The following is a 19,093-nucleotide window of genomic DNA, read 5'->3' as shown; positions in this document are numbered from 1 at the left end:
TTGTCATAATCAACATTCAGGGCTATACCCAAATACCAGGCGTCCCGTTGAAGAATTAATTAACATCAATGAACCTGGATGACCACTTGTTCAGGGATGGATAAAAGAAGCTAAAACAAAGTGGAAATTATATTTGGTGGTTCTCTTAAAGGAAAGGATGCACTTTATGAAACACAAGTAACTACCCGTTCTCCAAAGAGAGCAATCAATTATTCAACAGGCGGAATACTAATTGATCATGGCTGGATACGCATTTTAAGTTCTGGAGATACCCGACATAACAGGGTACTACCCGTTTAGAATAAAGGAATATCTATTAATGAATTTAGAGAAATTTTTAGCCCACTGTACTATTTAACCCCTGAAATTCTGGAATCATACCATATATGACTAGATCAATATTTATTATTCATTTTATAGCTATTTCTATTGTAGGTTCCTTTACAGCTTGCAAGGAAAATAATTCTTCCATTTATATTATTTCACAACAGGACAGAACTACTAATTTAAACAGGCAAAAGAACTTATTCTATAGTGAATTCAATTTTATTATGGACACCAGTGGTGAATTGTACTTACATAAAAAAGATTCGTTACTGAATTGTTGCTCGACTGGAGCAAACTATAGTTATCCAGATTATATTGGCCTGATGCCTGCAGATTTGAATTTAGTATCTGATGATGACCTTGAAATAATATTAGATTCGATAACACATAAACCTAAACCGTCCATTAATTATATACAAATAGCAACCTTTTCAGATACTTTACAAAATAAAGTATTCTTTCATTTATTAAAGAAATTAAAAGCTCGTAAAATAGAACTCTACAATGTGCGATTGGCAACTGAAGAAGAAACAGAAGTTCTAAGAGCAAAAAAACAAAACAGCAGTTATGATTTCTATAAAGTAAAATGGAAATCAAGATTTTCAAATATGGTATTTCCACCACCTCCCCCCACAGAAGATAATTAGAAAGAATAAAAATTGGCAAGGTTCGGAACATACAATCGAATTATCTATTATACCATGGTTGTAAAGTGATTCAAATTGCTTGAAATTTTTGAATTCTAAATAGAACTAATAATAAATTTGCTGAGTTCAACAGATAAGTGCAATTTTTGAAAACAAATGACAAAATGATTTTGAGGTCATTTTGTCATTTGACTGAGTAGTGCAATCTTTGGATTGCTTATGTCAAAAAAATACACACAACTCAGTTTGGTACAAAGATACCAGATTGAAACCTTGATTAAAGCAGCAATTAGATATAATAAAATCGCTGAACAGCTTGGCGTCGATCCCTCTACTATAAGTAGAGAATTAAAATGTAATAAGGCAAAAAGTGGGCGAATAGCAAGTGTTTATGTCGCATCCAATGCCCAAATGAAAACCGACTTAAGACACAAGAAAAAGCCGAAATTTACTTAGTTTACTGATTGCATGAAAAAACAGATTTCTATCAGGCTTACAAAAAATAAGTGGATTCCGGAGATCATCAGTATTGTTGGAAAAGAAACAGATAAAGGCCCCATTAGTCATGAAGTAATTTATCAATGGATATGGAAATGCAAACAGGGAATCAAAGCCGAAGACAGACAACTTAAAGATTTATACACTACCCTAAAAAATGGTAAACGTAGACGAAAAAGAGGATCCAGAAACGATTCAAGAGGAATTATCCCAAACCGGGGTCTATCGAAAATCGTCCCTCCATTGTTAATCGCCGAAGCAGACCTGGAGACGTGGAAGTTGACTTTATGATGGGTAAAAATCATAATGGTGCATTATTAGTTATAACGGATAGGGCTACCCTTCACAAGTTTGAATAAACTTGACAATAGAAGCAGTGAAAACGTCGCTAAGAACCTAATTAAGAAATTTGTAAAATGTCAATATCCAATTCACACAATTACATTTGACAATGAAAAAGGATTTGCTGGGTATAGGGATGTTTCTAAAGCTTTACAAGCTTATTTTATCAGGCCCTATACAAGCCAGGATAAAGGAACTGTTGCAAATCGGATTGGCCAGATTAGGCAATTCTTGCCTAAAAAGACAGACCTTAGCAACGTAACAAACGAAGAAATAAAATCAGTAGTACTATTGCTAATTAACAGACCAGTTCGAAAATTTAATTATAAAACACCTAACCAGGGCTAGAACAGAAAATTTCACTAATTACTTGAACTTAGATTTTAAAAAAATGAATAATCTATTAACAATTGTGTTATCCCTAACAATATCAATATCATCAATGGGACAAACAATACAATTGAACCAAACAAAATCCACTAATGATTTTAAAATAAAAAATGGCACCTATGACATTTACTTGAATAAAAGCGATATCATTTCAGCTATTTCAGAAATTGATAGTAAACTGAATACAAACAATACTTTTTTATTGACATTAATTAAAGATAATAAGCTTACATCAATTGATATTAATGTTGTCTCTGAGAAAGAGACTGAATTTGCCAGTTTATTGAAATCTAATCTTGGAGTATTTCTACTACTAAAGGGGAAAGCCGCCATATTCACAGGAACAAATCCTATAAAACAAATCGTTGCTGATGAATCACCAAGGATGGTAGAGTTGGATGGAAGTTCAAGAACAAGCTTTTTTTTCTCGGAAGAAGGAAATGAAATACCTATATTTCTTGGAGATTTGGACTCAAAATTGAGAAAATAAATGAGTACTTTTAGTTATCACATCGTTTCAACATCCTATATTACGGCACTCCGGGCTATTTTATTCCCTCCTACGGCATCCAATACACCCGGATTAGTTCATGCAGAATGCATGACTGCAATGACGTTGGGCTCAAATATCTTTTCGCCATCGCGTATGCAACTAAGAAAGCTAATTTTATTTGCTCAGTGGGAAACTGAAGAAGCTATCGATACTTTCTTAACCAAAAAGAAATTAGGAAAGGATTTGGCAAAAGGATGGCATATCCGATTGCAATTTTTACGCCAATGGGGCAGTATTAATGAATTTAAAATACCAAAAGAAACAAATGAAATAGAAGACTACAACTCGCCTGTAGTTGCGGTTACTCTAGCCAGAATGAGACTAATGGAAGTTCCCAGATTTATTCGCTGGGGAAAACCTGTAGAAACTCTGGTCCGTGACCACCCAGGCACAACCTTATCCATGGCTTCCATAAGGCTTCCCAGAACAGTTTCAACTTTCTCAATTTGGAAATCTCTAAAAGAAATGACTGAAATGGTACAAGGGCATAGCAAAGTACCTCAACCTAAAAGGCATTTTAATGCCATGAAGGAACGCGACAGAAAAGATTTTCATTTTGAATTTACAACTCTGAGATTCAAACCAATTTCAGAATTTGGTGAATGGAATGGAGTATCCAACTATATTCCAAAAACCGATTTTCAAAAAAACTAATGGGATTCGCAAAACCAATGCAAAATATCCAGGACTGGATAACGCAGCAATGGGTTATCACCACTGGAAAAAAGATCGACCCAACAGCATATTCCTGGATAATTGGTCCTTTTGGAGAAAACAATGTATCCGGCAATAAATTTATCACGGAGCTTGCAGCAAAAGAAAAGCTAACAATTATTCAATCTGATAGAAATACAGGCTTATTACCATCAATAAATAAGCTCAAACTATCAGAAAATGAACTAGCCAAATTATCCCAACAAATAATAGATTTTTACGAAAAAACATCCAACTACGATTTTGAGTTCACTGTGAAATGGAATTCAATGTTCAAAGTATTTGGAATTTTGATCAGCAGCTTATTTAGTAGCAGATTGGGGCAGTTAAATTTACCCACCAACAACTCAATAGCATTTCAAAAATTAAGAAGTGAAATAATCACCCTGGTAGAATCAGAAAGCAACGAAACAAAGTATACATGCTGGCTTCGATATATTCAATCGAGCGACCAACCTATTTATTCTGGAATTTACGGAGTAAGCACCCTACCTTCCGGGAAACGATGCATTAAAGCTATTTTCCCACTACCAAATGGGAATGCTACCGTCCTTATGACTCCAAGAGTAAGTAATAATGGCGAGTTGATTCTTGAGTCTTCCGGAAACAGGTTTGGGGAAGCCGGATTATATTTTTTATTAAAAGACGCTAAAGGGAAATATTGGACGAAATATATAAAATCATTTCACGACTGTTTACATGTAAAAGCAGTTAATAACATATTATTAGCCGAACAGGTGCTAACACTTTGGGGAAAAGAAGTGCTTCGATTCAATTATAAGATCCAACTAAATAAACTAAAAGAAAACTAGTAGCATGTTTGCTCAGTCGTTAACGATACTTTTGTAATTTAGAAATATACATTATGAAGTTATCATACCTCCCTTCACTTATATTCATTTGTATATTTCTGTCGTTCTTCCCATTGTCATTGGATTATGCTACATCCGTTGTGCCTGGCTGGCATACCAGCATTTTTCCACCTTACTTTATCTGGCAATCCATAGTTGTGCTCATAATACTTTTAGTATCTATTGCATATTGGAATCTTTCAACAAAAACTGGCACAATAAACTGGATATTTTTTATTGTTCATTTCATTTTGACAATACCTGCTATAATTTTTTTGAAGTATGGCTTAATGATATTCAATTCAGTCATTATAAGCAAAGATGAATTACTAATCCCTATCTCGTTTGTACTAGGGCAGATTCTATTTATTGTTCATTATGTTCGAAGCTTACAAAGAAAACGCATTTAATAAACAGATGCCCGGTAAATTTAATAAAAGCTGTTCCTTGGGTAAAATAAAACTGTTACTGTTATTTACCGTTTTATTTATTTCATCCTGCACAGAAAGCGAAAGTAGATACCCGAAAAACCTTAACCAGGCAATTGGCTGGGATAAACCAATTCTGGAAGAATATTCGATTATCTATATAAAATTGGAACTTATCGATTCCATCCAAGATAAAAAAATTCATAAAAAACAGCTTGATGAGGCTATATTAAGGAGCTTAGAAACAAATAAATTAGGAACACTCGCTGAAAACGACTTTCCAGTCGAAAATGACTTTCATTTTATTGTAGGTAAAGACTATCAAAAAGCGATACTAAAAATTAGGGAAGTGGCAAAGCATCAGGGCTTAATAGATCATATAACTATCTACAAAAGAAATTACAAATCCGAAAAGAATTGGATAGATAAAATTATCTACCCTTAAATTCATTTTCAATGAATAAAAATATTAATACAAGATCATTCTCAATTTATATTGCATTATATGTGATCATATTAATACCCATCATCTCATTTAGCCAAACCGATTCTACTAAACACAAATTAGTAGAAAATCTATCGATTAAAATCTACAATTCATACCTGGATGCCAATATAGCAAAAGCCATGTGTGATACTATAAAATACAAACTGAGTACCGGACAGTATGATTCCACTTTAAATATGGACGAGTTTGTATATGAAATTAACGAAGACTTGAGAAGGGTCAGCAGAGATAATCATATTATTATTGATCCAGCTCATAGAAGTATGACAACTGATCCGAAATATTTGTACTTAGATAATCTAAGCAGAAAAAAAATGAAACGCCTTCGTAAAAAAGTTACACGGAGACAGGATGCATTCGACAAAAAATATAGAGCCCGAACGAAGCAGGATATGTTTAATTATGGAGAAATTAAAATATTACCTGGCAATATTGGTTATGTAGAGATTAAAGATTTCAAATCAGCATCTTTCTACAAAAAAGTAAATAAAAACCGTATAAGCATTGAAACCGTCCTTACTTATCTAAAAAATTCCAACTCCATTATACTTGATTTCAGGGAAAATCTTGGTGGCAATATTTTTCATGCTGCAAAATTTTCTTCTCATTTTGCTGAATCGAAAGGGGCTTATTTTATAACAACAGAGATTCTATTCAGAATAGACTCAAGCGGACGTGACAAAGAGTATAAATTTCCGAGAAAATATTACACTGATACTACCATCAAAAACAACCTGGTAGGCTCCAAACATATATATATTCTTACAAGCAAAAGAACATTCTCGGCCGGCGAACTGGTAACGCAAAAACTGAGGCTACTTAATCAGAACACAACAGTAGTTGGAGAAGCAACTACGGGTGGTGGCAACGGATATTGCGAAACATTTTTTGATAACTACTTTACCGCCGTCATCCCCAATATTAGAGTATTTGACGAAAACAATTTTAATCACTCAATTGAAGGCATAGGTATTAAACCTGATATTCAAAGTAGTGCTGATAGTGCATTTTCAATAGCGTATGGATTAGCTTTATTACCCAATACTGACACAACTGGAGTAAAGACAAAATATTACAAAAAGGAACGAACAATTATCGATAACAGAGAGCCCTATTTCCATAGAAATTTTTCCAGTTATATTGGAGATTACAGAAAAGTAGTAATCACTCTGGAAAATGATAAATTATTCATGACGTATGATTTTTATTTAAGACAACTGCTTATTCCGGACGCAATCGATTTTTTCCTCACAGAAAGATTTAAGTTTGTACGATTTGTCAGAAATACAAACAACGAAGTAGTGGAGATTCAAATCAAGCACAAAGATGGTTATTTAGAAAAGTTTCGAAAAGTTTAAAATCGCTAATTTTGAGTCCTCTTCCATTCCAAACGTATAGCGATGCTACTGAATATTTTGGAGTACAAATACCTGAATTATTCTTTAATAACCTGATTACAGTTGAAACTTACTGTAATCGAAATGGCTACCATCCACTTGACATTTTGGATGACCTCTTCGGATTTGAAATAATTGAAGCAAACGAAGCAAGATACCAACAAACACCTATAGAATTGTTTCCATTTGGCAAAACAGCATTTGCTGGAACACATTTCGGATTTGTTATTCATACCCAAGACAATGAAGACTATCCCTCAGGTGAATTATGCCCCATGGATTCAGATGGTTTAATACACATTGGCAACACCTCCCATGCATTATTTCAAAATTTGCTCACAGATCCTATTTTAATTGATAAACATTCACAATTATTGAAAGTGCTGGAACTGGAACCTATAATTAGGAAACAAAAACGATATGACGCGAACGGAAATGGACTTAGAATAACTGTACAGCCCAAAAATGGATGGAGATTTGTTAATACATCTGATGGTGTTGGCGTTTTTGCAGAGGAGAAATATTTTGACACTTCACATGAACTATTTATAAACGATATAAATAGCGCCAAAAGAGTTGAATGTTTTGAAGAATCAACCGAAGAAATGAGACGTAAAGGATTTTATGGATCACAGCTATTTTATTTGAAAGAACTCTATTGGTATGAATGGACAAATTATGAACTCGCTAAAAAATATCTAAATCAAATGCTATTGCCTTATGAGCAGTTAGGCAGGCAACATTTATATGATACAGCAAAAGAAATACTTGATTCATTCGATGTACGGTACCCTGAATGGCAGTAAATAGCTGGTCATGTTAATTCATTTCACTTAACCTAATAACCTAGTTTTCAACAATTTGCCTTCACCTGAAATATTATATATTTGCAGTATGGATTGGCAGAATCATATTATCTCAGATAAACAGGTCCTTCTGGGCAAGCCAATTATAAAGGGTACAAGAATTTCGGTAGAATTAATTCTTGAACTCTTTGGTTCAGGCTGGACAGAAAATCAAATTTTGGAAGCATACCCGAATCTTACAACTGATTCTTTGCGCGCCGTCTTTGCTTACCTTAAGGACTGCCTTCAACAGGAATTATATTTTCCAATTTCTGCCTGATGTTTCTTGCAAATGAAAATTTTCCCAAGCCCAGCATCCTATTATTACGTGAGGCAGGGTTTCATATTCTTAGTATACAGGAATTAAAGCCTGGCATTGCTGACATTGAAGTGGTTGAGATTGCCCTACGTGAAAACTTAATCATTTTGACTTTTGATCGAGACTACGGTGAAATTGTATTTCGGTATTCGTCTGTTAATAAACCCGGCGTAATTTACTTTAGAGAGAAAGGCGCTGATCCATTATTTGCAGGAAGAAAATTATTGAAACTATTGCTGGAAGAGACAATAAAATTTGAAGCCGCATTTTCTGTAATTGAACAAAACAACATCAGACAAAGGGTATACTAATCCTATTTACCTGAGAATTCATTTTGAACCAATCGGAGTTCGGGGCTATCACCCCAAAAGTCCATGGGACAATTGATAACGCGAAGTCGCCCCCTCCCAGCCTCCATCTTCAATTGCCCCTTTCTCCTTTCCTACATCCTCCATTCCCCCTCCTCCTTTCCCCCTTTCTTCGCAAAAACAAATGCTAGTTAGTATTTTAATCAAAGAATTTTCAAGCATTTAGGAGTTATTCTAGACATCCCCCAAGTTTTCTGCACCGAATTTGCTCAAATTTTAAGAAATTAGCGGTTCTATTATAATTTTTGAAAAATGAGTACAAGCCCGAAGACCCTGTTTGCGAAAGTGTGGGATGCACATGTGGTGAAAAGTATTCCGGACGGACCGGATGTTTTATTGATCGATCGTCATTTTATTCATGAAGTTACGAGCCCGGTTGCCTTCCTCGGACTGGAAACACGTGGACTTTCTGTCCTCTTCCCCGAAAAAACATTTGCAACCGCCGACCATAATACCCCTACCATCAACCAACACTTGCCGGTTGCCGATCCTCTTTCCGCCAACCAGCTGAAAGCCCTTGAAACCAATACCGCCAAGTATGGCATCTCACATTGGGGACTAGGTAACCCAAAAAATGGTATCGTACATGTTGTTGGTCCGGAGAATGGAATTACCCTTCCGGGCATGACCATCGTATGTGGCGACAGCCATACTTCCACACACGGTGCTTTTGGTGCCATCGCCTTTGGTATTGGTACCTCAGAAGTGGAAATGGTGCTGAGCTCACAGTGTATCATGCAGCCCCGCCCCAAAACCATGCGCATCTCCGTGAATGGTAAACTCAATAAAGGTGTTCTTCCTAAAGATGTGGTGCTCTATATCATTTCACAACTGACTGCAGCAGGTGCTACCGGTTATTTCGTTGAATTTGCAGGTGAGGTATTCGAGCAGATGAGCATGGAAGGCCGCATGACAGTATGTAACATGAGTATCGAGATGGGCGCCAGAGGCGGTATGATCGCCCCGGATGCTACCACGTTCAATTATATCAAGGGCAGAGAAAAAGCTCCTAAAGGCGAAGCCTGGGAGAAAGCACTGGATTATTGGAAAACCCTGCACACCGAGGCAGGCGCCAGCTTTGATAAAGAATATGTGTTTGATGCTGCTAACATTGAACCGATGATCACCTTCGGTACCAACCCCGGTATGGGCATCGGTATCAGCAAAAATATTCCTGTTTCCCATGAAAGCGGCAGTGGCAAATCCAGCTACGAAAAATCTCTCAACTATATGGGTTTCCATGAAGACGAACCCATGCTGGGCAAACCGGTGGATTATGTATTCATCGGTTCCTGCACCAATGGTCGCATTGAAGATTTCCGCGCCTTTGCTTCTATTGTAAAAGGTCGAAAAAAAGCAGATAATGTTACTGCCTGGATCGTACCAGGTTCACATATCGTAGAGCAGCAAATCAAGGAGGAAGGCATTCTCGATATCCTGACAGAGGCGGGATTCTCCTTGCGTCAGCCCGGATGTTCCGCCTGCCTGGCGATGAACGATGATAAAATCCCTGCAGGCAAATACGCTGTGAGCACCAGCAACCGCAATTTCGAAGGAAGACAAGGTCCGGGTGCCCGTACCATGCTGGCTAGTCCACTTGTAGCAGCCGCCGCCGCAGTAACCGGAGTAGTAACCGATCCCCGCGAACTGATTTGATAACCCTACTTCATAATTCACACTTCATACTTCATACTTCCATTCATGGCTTACGATAATTTCACCATCCTCCGTTCCACCGCAGTTCCCATGCCTATTGAAAATGTGGATACGGACCAGATCATCCCTGCGCGTTTTTTAAAAGCAACCGAGCGCAAGGGTTTTGGAGATAACCTGTTCCGCGATTGGCGCTATAACAGTGATAATACCCCGAAAACAGATTTCGTTTTAAACAACCCCATCTATACCGGAAAGATCCTTGTAGCCGGAAAAAACTTCGGTAGTGGCAGCAGTCGCGAGCACGCAGCCTGGGCCATTTACGATTATGGTTTCCGTTGCGTAGTATCCAGCTTCTTTGCTGATATCTTCAAGAACAACTCACTAAACATAGGTATTCTGCCCGTGCAGATTTCAGCTGAATTTCTGGATAAAATCTTCAAAGCAATTGAAGCGGATCCTAAAACTGAAATCGAAGTAAACCTGCCGGAACAAAGCATTACGATCCTGGCAACCGGTGAAAAAGAATCCTTCGATATCAATGGTTATAAAAAACACAACCTGATGAATGGATTCGATGATATCGATTACCTGCAGGCGATGAAAGAAGAGATCAAAGCCTTTGCAGCGAACAGCCCCTATTAATAGCAAGCCCTACCAACATGTCACCCGCCAAGCGTTCCCTTGAGATCATGGATACCACCCTTCGGGATGGTGAGCAGACCAGCGGGGTTTCTTTTTCCGCCTCGGAGAAGTTAACCATCGCGCAATTATTGTTGACCGAAGTAAAAGTGGATCGTATTGAAATTGCCTCCGCCCGCGTTTCTGAAGGCGAATTTGATGCAGTAAAAAAAATCACCAAATGGGCCAAGGCAAACGGACTCCTGCACAAAGTGGAAGTGCTTACGTTTGTGGATGGTGATGTCAGCATTCAATGGATGCAACAGGCCGGAGCCAAAGTGATGAACCTGCTCACCAAAGGATCACTGAATCACCTTACGCATCAACTGAAGAAAAAGCCCACAGAACATTTTGCGGATGTAAAAGAAGTACTGGCGCTGGCGAAGAAAAAAGGAATCGATGCCAATATATATTTAGAAGACTGGAGTAATGGTATGCGGCATTCGCCGGATTATGTATACCAGTACCTCGACTTCCTCATAACGCAGCCGGTTAAACGAATCATGCTGCCCGATACGTTGGGCATTCTTACGCCCGATGAAGTAAGGGAATATGTTTCGGCTATTGTACAACGTTATCCGGGTATCCATTTTGATTTTCACGCGCACAATGATTACGACCTCGGTACCGCCAATGTACTGGAAGGAGTAAAAGCCGGCGCGCATGGTTTACATCTTACTATCAATGGGATGGGCGAACGCGCAGGTAATGCGCCCCTGGCAAGTGCCATCGCGGTATTGAATGATTTCATGCCGGGAGTTAAAACCAATGTGGTAGAGAAATCGCTTTACACGGTAAGCAAACTGGTGGAGACCTTCTCCGGATTCCGTATTCCTGTGAACAAACCGGTAGTAGGCGAAAACGTATTCACGCAAACAGCCGGCATCCATGCCGATGGCGACAAAAAGAATAAACTCTATTTCAGCGACCTGATGCCCGAGCGTTTTGGTCGCCAGCGCAAATACGCCCTGGGTAAAACCAGTGGCAAAGCCAATATCGAAAACAACCTGGCACAACTAGGCATCCAGTTGTCCGACCAGGATCTGAAAAAAGTAACACAACGTATCATTGAATTAGGTGATCGCAAAGAAGTGGTAACGCAGGCAGACCTGCCCTATATCATTTCGGATGTGCTTGACAGTAATACTATCGAGGACAAAGTGCGCATCGAAAATTATGCCCTGGTGCATGCCAAAAACCTGAATCCTTCGGTTACGATCAAAATAAGTATTGCCGGAGAGGAATTTGAGGAGCAGGCACAGGGCGATGGCCAGTACGATGCCTTCATGAATGCCCTCAAGAAAATTTACAAACAGAAAAAAATCGAGTTGCCTTTGCTGGTCGATTATGCGGTGCGGATTCCACCCGGCGGAAAAAGTGATGCACTTTGTGAAACCGTCATTACCTGGAAGAATCAGCAAAAGGAATTTAAAACACGCGGACTCGATAGTGACCAAACTGTATCGGCCATCAAAGCCACACAGAAAATGCTTAATATTATCTGAACAATAACCCTTTCAATCAATGGCGAATAAAAAGATTTTAGTGGTGCCCGGAGATGGCATCGGACAGGAAGTGACAGCAGTAGGCAAACAGGTATTGGATGCCATCGCGGCCAAATTCGGACACAGTTTTACCTATGATGAAGCGCTGATCGGGCATGTAGCCATTGAAGCAACCGGACAGGCATTGCCGGATGAATCGCTCGCTAAAATGAAAGCCTCTGATGCCGTATTATTCGGCGCAGTAGGACATCCTAAATACGATAATGATCCCTCTGCGAAAGTACGTCCGGAGCAGGGATTGCTGAAAATGCGCAAGGAGCTGGGCTTGTATGCCAACCTTCGCCCCATTAAATTATTTGATGAATTACTGGATGCGTCCAGCATCAAACCTGAGATCCTTCGTGGAGCTGATATCCTCTTCTTCCGGGAGCTGACAGGTGATATTTACTTCGGTGAAAAAGGTCGCAAGAATGAGGGTGATACGGCCTATGATCTGGCAGAATACAGTCGCTATGAAGTAGAACGCATTGCACGCAAGGCATTTGATGCAGCACGTACGCGTCGCAAGAAATTATGTTCGGTAGATAAAGCCAACGTACTGGAAACCTCCCGTCTCTGGAGAGAAGTGGTACAGAAAGTAGCACAGGATTATCCCGATGTGGAAGTGGAGCACCAGTTCGTGGATGCAACAGCCATGTTGCTGATTAAGGATCCGCGTCGTTTTGATGTGGTGGTTACAGCCAATTTGTTTGGTGATATTCTGACTGATGAAGCTTCACAAATCGCAGGCTCCATGGGCATGCTGGCCAGTGCCTCTATTGGTGATGGTACTGGTGTATATGAACCTATTCACGGATCTGCGCATGATATTACAGGAAAAGGAGTTGCGAACCCACTGGCTTCTATTCTCTCCGCTGCTCTGCTGCTGGATATTTCCTTCGGAATGAAAGCAGAATCTGAAGCAGTGATCAATGCGGTAGACAAGGTGCTGAAAGCAGGTTATCGCACAGGAGATATTGCGGATGCTAATACGCCGAAAGATAAAATTTTGGGAACGGCGGCGATGGGGGAAAAGGTATTGGCGGAGATATAAGGTATTCCATGTGGTAGATTTACCGGGCGGGATATACCCGACCGGAAAATCTACCGGAAAATTCACCCGACCGGTGAAATCAGACTACCGGAGTAAGTTTATACGGATACACTTTACGTGAATTCCACTGCGCCACATAGATATTCTCTTCATCGTCCACACAAACATCATGGGGATAGGCAAAAAGTGGATTCAGCTGCGTGAGCGGTTGTAATACCCCATTCTTGTAAACAGGTTCATTTCCACCGGGATTGGATACCACTTTATTGTTCTTATCCAGGATGGTGATAAAACCGGAAGACTGCCAGGGACGATCACTTGATTGCAGCACCGCCGCATAGAGATAATCGCCTTTGATAACAGGGCGACAAACCCAGGCACCGGGCAGCGCAATGGTATTGAGATAATTTCCTTTCAGATCATATCGCTTGAAGGCATTCTCTTCGCGCGACGTAACAATCAGGCAGGGATTCTTTTTATCGCGGTTATCAAAGCAAACACCGTGTGCATTCTTCAGGTGTTTGGACTCAGCTCCACGTCCGCCGAAATAACCCAGGAATTTCCCTTTAGCATCATAGTGCAGGATATAATCCTTGCCATAGCCATCTGCTACAAAGATATCTCCATTGGGTGCGATGGTTGTTTCTGTAGGCACATACTCATCCGCCTTGCTGTAAATCCCCGCCTCTTTGGGATAATCCAGTACCATCAGCTCGCGGCCATCCACGGTTGTCTTGATCACCTGGTGACGGTTATTATCACAGATAAACAGCACATCTGTTCCATTCTCATTGAATAGCGTTAAACCATGTGCGCCTGGATAGGTAGTACCCCAGTAACTGAGCAGCTTGCCACCCTTGTCATAGATCATCACATTGTTCTTGGTTTCATTGGTCAACAGGATGATGCGCCCCTTGGCGTCCTGCACCATTTCATGGCAGTCGTTCACAGGGGTTTTCGACACATCCGCCTGACTCCAGCGGGTATCAATCTTATAGCGCTTAGGACCATGCCCGAAGCGGGGTTCCTGGCTAAGGCCATCAATCGGGTTGATCATTAATCCTGCCATGGCAAGGGAGCTGTTTTTGACAAATTTTCTACGATCCATACCTTAAATATACAGAATCCCCACCGCCTCCATCAGCCCAACCTTACGAACTCTTACCCGATTCTTAAACAATTTTAACATCGTAGGTAAGCTGTACCAATCCAGTTGGAAAAGTATTGGCTGACCGGAAAACCAACTCCTGTTCAGGCAACCCCTCTCTGAACAAGCGAATCCCATCTCCTACCAAATGAGGTATAACGGAAACGATCAACCGATCAATTAATTTCGCGGACAGTAAAGCTGCTACAACTCCCCCACCTCCATCACAGTAAATATGTTTCCCGGGTGATGCTTTCAAGGAACGTACCAATTCTACCGGATCTGTAACAAACTCCACGTTCTCATCTGAACCTTTTCGGGTCGTTGATACCACGTAACATTTTTTGTCGCGATGATGGAACTCCCAACCAATACTGAGCACTTTATCATAAGTACGCCTTCCCCAGATCAATGTATCCACCTCATGTTGAAACGAAGCATACCCATAATCTTCTCCTGCTAATTCTACTTTGCTTAAAAAATCAAGATTGTCATCTTTGCCTGCGATGTACCCATCCAGACTCATAGCGATGTAAAGAATGCATAAACGTTTTGAAGTTTCCTTGCTCATAAAAGTATTATTTTGATAAAATCAGGTTGTTTTTTGATACTGCTGGCTGCAATCTGAAAATTACATTATATTAATGGTCCCTAATTATAACTGCTGACATGAGTCGCCTGCTTGCCTTATTCGTTGCATTACTATTGCCATTTATGATGAATGGTCAGGCGACTGAATTTCGCTTCGCACAACTCAATATTTCTCATGGCTTATCCAACAACCAGGTCAACTGTATTTTTAAGGACGAACGGGGATTCATGTGGTTTGGTACCATGTCGGGACTCAATCGCTACGATGGCTATGGCTTCAAAACCTATCGGCACCGCGAGGAAGACAGCACCACCATCATGGATGATCATGTTTCTACGATTGTGGAAGGTCCGGATCGAAAACTCTGGATCCGCACGCAAAGTACCTGGAACCTATATGATCCCTTTACAGAAAAGTTTAGCCGGCGTTCGGATCGCTACCTGCTTTCACGAGGATTACCAATAGATGGTTTAGTAACCATCATCAAACAACAGCAGGATTATTATTTCATCTATGCAGATGCAGGCGTGTACAAGGTTTCAGACAAAGGAAAACCCAAACAGCTTCGCACCACCCGAATAGAAAAAGGAATACCAAATCCTATTACCTGCGCGGCACTGGATTCAAAAAAATATCTCTGGCTGGTAAGGTACAATGGATTATTGGAAAAATATGACGTGGATCAGGATAAAGTATTGGTGCAGACCCGGATCATACAAAAGCAATCTATCAAACCAATACTAGGCTTTTCCATGTTCATTGATAAACAGGATGAAATCTGGATTTATCATAGAAACAATTCAGAAGGTGTTTATCATTACAATCCGGCCCGTAATTCCATTCATCGGTATCATGAAAAATCAACTCCTCTTGCACTCAGCAGTAATACCATTACCGGAGTTGCACAGGATGCATCCGGACAAATCTGGATCATCACCGATCATGGAGGAGTGAATATTATTAGTGCAGACCGCGCTGCTATACAGGTCTTGAAATCAAAAGAAGGTGACCCCGGTTATATCGCAGAAAATGCACTCTATGCAGTGTATCCGGATGATCAAGGCATTGTTTGGTTGGGCACCTACAAAAAAGGAATCTCTTATTACGACCCCAATAGTTTGCAGTTTCCTCTTGTGCGCCATCAACCTGCCAACCGGAATAGTTTGCCATTTGAAGATATCAATGCCTTTGTAGAAGATAAAAAAGGAAATCTCTGGATCGGCTCCAATGGAGGTGGCCTGATTTATTACGATCGGCAGCAAAATAGCTTCCGGCAATTCCGTCATCAACCAGAAAACCCAAACTCCTTAAGCAACGATGTAATTGTAACACTCTACCTGGATCACCAGGATAAATTATGGATTGGAACTTACCAGGGCGGTATGGACTGTTTTGATGGTAAAACGTTTATGCATTACCGTCACAATGAGCAGGACCCGAATTCCCTTGCGGCCAACAATGTATTTACCATATTTGAAGACAGCAACCTGAATCTCTGGATCGGCATGTTGAATTCGGGACTGGATCGCCTGGACCGTAAGACCAATACTTTCTATCATCACAACCTGGGTGTTCCCAATACCCTGCATCATGATAATGTTACCAGTCTGATGGAAGATTCAAGAGGGAATCTCTGGATCGGAACTTCCTGGGGAATTGATGTATTGGATAAATCGAGTGGGCGATTTATCAATTATACGGCAGAAAACAGCAAGCTGAGTTATAACAGTGTAAATGGCATACTGGAAGATCACAACGGGAATATCTGGGTAGCCACGCAACGCGGACTCAATGTTTTACCAAGAGGCAAAACTGAATTTCTCTCCTTCAGTTTAAAAGACGGATTACCGGATAACACGATCCTGGACATCCTGCAGGACAATCAAAAAAAACTATGGGTGAGTACCAAGTCCGGTTTATCCAGAATTGAGATATTAATAGAGAATGGAAGTGCGGCTGGCATCCGCTGCATGAATTATAATGAACATGATGGCTTACAAAGCCGGGAATTCAACCGGTACGCTGCCTATAAAACCAGGTCGGGGGAATTGATATTCGGAGGTGCTTATGGATTCAATCTCTTTAAACCTGAGTTGCTGAAAGCCCCGGTTCATCAGCCTCCTGTTGTCTTAACTGATTTTCAGCTCTTCAACAGAACAGTAAGCGTGGGTGAAAAAGTCAATAACCGTGATGTCTTACTGCAATCCATAACCGAAACAAAGGAATTGAAACTGGCGCATAATCAGAATGATTTTACCATCCAGTTCGCAGCACTGGGTTATTCCAATGCAGCCAAAATCAGGTATGCCTACCTGTTAGAGGGGTTTAATAAGGACTGGATCATTGCCAATGGCAATACCCGGATGGCCACTTATACCAACCTGGATCCAGGCGACTACACCTTCCGGGTTAGAACCTCGAATGCGGAAGGCGGATGGAATGAAGAAGCGCTTTCAGTACAGCTAACCATCGCACCGCCATTCTGGAAAACACCCTGGGCTTATCTCTTGTATGCAGTTACAATAACAGCAGTCATTTATTTTGCCCGCCGACAGATCATCCGAAGAGAGCAGATGCGCATGCAATTAGCCATAGAACGACAGGAAGCACAACGCATCCGGGAGCTGGACCAGATGAAGACACGATTTTTTACCAATGTGAGTCATGAGTTCAGAACTCCTATTTCACTTATCCTGATTCCTATTCAGAAGATGATCACAGAAACTGCTCCTGGGGAAATGCGCAACCAGTTCGAGATGATCAACCGCAATGCGAAACGATTGCTGAACATGGTGAATGAACTGCTTGATTTCCGCAAGATGCAGGAACATCAGCAGCGACTGCAGGTATCAGAGTCTGACATTATTGCTTATATCCAGGAAGTGGCTGCATCGTTTAATGATATGGCCAATAACAAACACATTGAATACCGATACCAGGGGATTACCGATCCTGTTAAGATGTATTTTGATAAGGAAAAACTGGAACGGATTCTTTTTAACCTCTTGTCCAATGCGTTCAAATTCACGCCAGAGCGTGGACAGGTAAAATTGGAAGTTAAGACCTGTAAGGGGGAAGCAGGTCCTCTGTTGGAAATCAATGTAACTGACAATGGTATTGGTATACCAGCTGATCAGCGAGATAAAATTTTCGAACCATTTTACCAGGCCGGCTCACCGGAACATATTTTAAACCAGGGAAGTGGAATTGGCTTATCGATCACCCGGGAATTTGTGGAAATGCATGGAGGACAAATTAAAGTGGAGCCGGTAACACCCAAAGGGAGCTGCTTCCGAATTTATCTTCCCATCAAAGCAAGTACACTTGAAAGTTCAGATCCGACACATGTGCTGGAAAGCAGTCAGCAGTTGTTCAAGAAACCAACCCTGTTATTGGTAGAGGATAATGACGATTTCCGCACCTATTTAAAAAATAGTTTACGGGAACATTTCAATATTATCGAAGCCGTGCAGGGAATGGAGGGATGGAAAAAAGTATTGAGCGCACATCCCGACCTGGTGGTGAGTGATATCAGCATGCCCATCCTTTCCGGTATTGAATTGTGCCGAAAGATCAAGACGGATTCCCGGACCAGGCATATACCTGTCATACTCTTAACTGCATTAGAAGGAGAAGTAACAGAATTGCAGGCACTGGAAACCGGTCCGAATGATTACATGACCAAACCTTTTAATTACGATATACTTTTCTCACGGATTAAAAACCTGCTGAATTACCAATCGGTGGTAAAAGAAACTTATCAAAAACAGTTGGAAGTAAATCCGTCTGAACCTGAAGTGGAGGAAGAGGGAGAAGATCAGTTTATCAGAAAGGCATTGGCAATTATTGAAAAAAACATGGGGGATGCAGAATTTAATGTAGATAACCTGCGGCAGGAACTTTACATGAGCCGAACCAGCCTGTATAAAAAAGTGTTAGCATTAACCGGACAAACACCCATTGAGTTCATTCGCCAGATTCGTTTGAAAAGAGCTGCTCAATTGCTTGAAAAGTCCAATCATAATGTTACGGAAGTAGCTTATATGGTTGGATTCAACAACCCAAAATACTTTGCCCGTTACTTTAAAGAAGCTTTCGGACAACTTCCTTCACAATACCAGCAGGAACGAAAAGCTAAAATTGTACCAGGTCCTGGTACTTTTCCTACCGACTAAACAAATCAACCCCTACAAAAGATCAAAAAATAGAGGGTTGCGAACATTTTGATACCCTCA

17 protein-coding genes and 1 pseudogene are annotated in these 19,093 nt (G+C 40.5%); 16 read left to right on the top strand and 2 right to left on the bottom strand.

The window, feature by feature from the left end; all coding sequences use genetic code 11:
- Window positions 1–120 precede the first annotated feature (120 nt).
- The 15 genes and pseudogenes from MD536_RS17730 to leuB all read left to right on the top strand — a co-directional run bounded on the left by MD536_RS17730 (window position 121) and on the right by leuB (window position 13,119).
- Window positions 121–300, top strand: a complete 180-nt coding sequence (locus MD536_RS17730) for a DUF2625 family protein (protein WP_239602580.1) — start codon at window positions 121–123, stop codon at window positions 298–300.
- 86 nt (window positions 301–386) lie between these two features.
- Window positions 387–974 carry a hypothetical protein gene (locus tag MD536_RS17725; protein WP_239602579.1) on the top strand — a complete coding sequence of 196 codons (588 nt, stop codon included), beginning with the start codon at window positions 387–389 and terminating at the stop codon, window positions 972–974.
- Between the two features lie 219 nt (window positions 975–1,193).
- Window positions 1,194–2,188, top strand: a pseudogene (locus MD536_RS22285) (IS30 family transposase).
- A 17-nt stretch (window positions 2,189–2,205) separates the two neighbouring features.
- On the top strand, window positions 2,206–2,694 hold the full coding sequence (locus tag MD536_RS17715; RefSeq protein ID WP_239602575.1) for a hypothetical protein: 489 nt from the start codon (window positions 2,206–2,208) through the stop codon (window positions 2,692–2,694).
- A complete protein-coding gene (locus tag MD536_RS17710) occupies window positions 2,695–3,411 on the top strand; it encodes a hypothetical protein (RefSeq protein WP_239602574.1) in 717 nt (238 codons plus the stop codon). It begins immediately after the preceding gene.
- A complete protein-coding gene (locus MD536_RS17705; RefSeq protein ID WP_239602572.1) occupies window positions 3,360–4,283 on the top strand; it encodes a hypothetical protein in 924 nt (307 codons plus the stop codon). The genes MD536_RS17710 and MD536_RS17705 overlap by 52 nt, the downstream gene beginning before the upstream one ends.
- A gap of 417 nt (window positions 4,284–4,700) precedes the next feature.
- Complete coding sequence (locus MD536_RS17700; RefSeq protein ID WP_239602570.1) at window positions 4,701–5,195, top strand: hypothetical protein; 495 nt, start codon at window positions 4,701–4,703, stop codon at window positions 5,193–5,195.
- Between the two features lie 11 nt (window positions 5,196–5,206).
- Window positions 5,207–6,616, top strand: a complete 1,410-nt coding sequence (locus MD536_RS17695) for a S41 family peptidase (RefSeq protein WP_239602569.1) — start codon at window positions 5,207–5,209, stop codon at window positions 6,614–6,616.
- An 11-nt stretch (window positions 6,617–6,627) separates the two neighbouring features.
- A complete protein-coding gene (locus MD536_RS17690; protein WP_239602567.1) occupies window positions 6,628–7,461 on the top strand; it encodes a hypothetical protein in 834 nt (277 codons plus the stop codon).
- A gap of 88 nt (window positions 7,462–7,549) precedes the next feature.
- Entirely contained in the window at window positions 7,550–7,780 is a 231-nt protein-coding gene (locus MD536_RS17685; protein ID WP_239602566.1) for a DUF433 domain-containing protein, read from the top strand.
- The gene (locus MD536_RS17680; protein ID WP_239602564.1) at window positions 7,780–8,130 is read left to right on the top strand and encodes a DUF5615 family PIN-like protein; all 351 of its coding nucleotides are present in this window, start codon (window positions 7,780–7,782) and stop codon (window positions 8,128–8,130) included. The genes MD536_RS17685 and MD536_RS17680 overlap by 1 nt, the downstream gene beginning before the upstream one ends.
- Window positions 8,131–8,439: 309 nt before the next feature.
- Window positions 8,440–9,843, top strand: coding sequence for a 3-isopropylmalate dehydratase large subunit (leuC, locus tag MD536_RS17675; RefSeq protein WP_239602563.1), 1,404 nt, complete (start codon window positions 8,440–8,442; stop codon window positions 9,841–9,843).
- A gap of 45 nt (window positions 9,844–9,888) precedes the next feature.
- The gene (gene leuD / locus MD536_RS17670; RefSeq protein ID WP_239602561.1) at window positions 9,889–10,485 is read left to right on the top strand and encodes a 3-isopropylmalate dehydratase small subunit; all 597 of its coding nucleotides are present in this window, start codon (window positions 9,889–9,891) and stop codon (window positions 10,483–10,485) included.
- Window positions 10,486–10,502: 17 nt separating this feature from the next.
- On the top strand, window positions 10,503–12,026 hold the full coding sequence (locus MD536_RS17665; RefSeq protein ID WP_239602560.1) for a hydroxymethylglutaryl-CoA lyase-like TIM-barrel protein: 1,524 nt from the start codon (window positions 10,503–10,505) through the stop codon (window positions 12,024–12,026).
- 19 nt (window positions 12,027–12,045) lie between these two features.
- Window positions 12,046–13,119 (top strand): 3-isopropylmalate dehydrogenase, encoded by a 1,074-nt coding sequence (gene leuB, locus MD536_RS17660; protein WP_239602558.1) that lies wholly within the window; start codon window positions 12,046–12,048, stop codon window positions 13,117–13,119.
- A 79-nt stretch (window positions 13,120–13,198) separates the two neighbouring features.
- Here leuB and MD536_RS17655 read toward each other — a convergent pair whose 3' ends face one another.
- Both MD536_RS17655 and MD536_RS17650 read right to left on the bottom strand, forming a co-directional pair.
- Window positions 13,199–14,227 (bottom strand): NHL repeat-containing protein, encoded by a 1,029-nt coding sequence (locus tag MD536_RS17655; RefSeq protein ID WP_239602557.1) that lies wholly within the window; start codon window positions 14,225–14,227, stop codon window positions 13,199–13,201.
- A 64-nt stretch (window positions 14,228–14,291) separates the two neighbouring features.
- Window positions 14,292–14,837, bottom strand: coding sequence for a dihydrofolate reductase family protein (locus MD536_RS17650; RefSeq protein ID WP_239602555.1), 546 nt, complete (start codon window positions 14,835–14,837; stop codon window positions 14,292–14,294).
- Between the two features lie 98 nt (window positions 14,838–14,935).
- On the opposite strand from MD536_RS17650, the gene MD536_RS17645 reads away from it, so the two are divergent.
- Window positions 14,936–19,033 (top strand): hybrid sensor histidine kinase/response regulator transcription factor, encoded by a 4,098-nt coding sequence (locus tag MD536_RS17645; protein ID WP_239602553.1) that lies wholly within the window; start codon window positions 14,936–14,938, stop codon window positions 19,031–19,033.
- The last annotated feature ends 60 nt before the right edge of the window (window positions 19,034–19,093 follow it).

Source organism: Flavihumibacter cheonanensis, assembly GCF_022352215.1.
Classification (GTDB): Bacteria; Bacteroidota; Bacteroidia; order Chitinophagales; family Chitinophagaceae; genus Flavihumibacter; species Flavihumibacter cheonanensis.
Note: the sequence above shows the minus strand (reverse complement) of the source record. Positions and strands in the feature narration are given on the sequence as shown.